This is a genomic window from Enterococcus spodopteracolus (genome assembly GCF_030441955.1).
Lineage (GTDB): Bacteria > Bacillota > Bacilli > Lactobacillales > Enterococcaceae > Enterococcus_B > Enterococcus_B spodopteracolus.
The window spans coordinates 1-328 of the sequence record NZ_JARJHD010000160.1; the positions used below are offsets into that span (position 1 = coordinate 1).

1 pseudogene is annotated in these 328 nt (G+C 54.9%); it reads right to left on the reverse strand.

What is annotated here, in order from left to right:
* A pseudogene (locus P3R27_RS15010) lies at positions 1-328 on the reverse strand (hypothetical protein); the annotation flags it as partial.

The following is a 328-nucleotide window of genomic DNA, read 5'->3' on the forward strand; positions in this document are numbered from 1 at the left end:
GGGTCTATCTCTGGCGTTCCTGTATCAGGACCAGTCTCTCCGCCTGTACCTGGGTCTATCTCTGGCGTTCCTGTTCCTGGATCAGTTTCACCGACTGTACCTGGATTGACTTCCGGGGTTGTTGTACCTGGATCAGTTTCGCCGCTTGTGCCTGGTTCGACTTCCGGGGTACCTGTATCAGGATTAGTCTCGCCGACTGTACCTGGGTCTATCTCTGGCGTTCCTGTATCAGGACCAGTCTCTCCGCCTGTACCTGGGTCTATCTCTGGCGTTCCTGTTCCTGGATCAGTTTCACCGACTGTACCTGGATTGACTTCCGGGGTTGTTG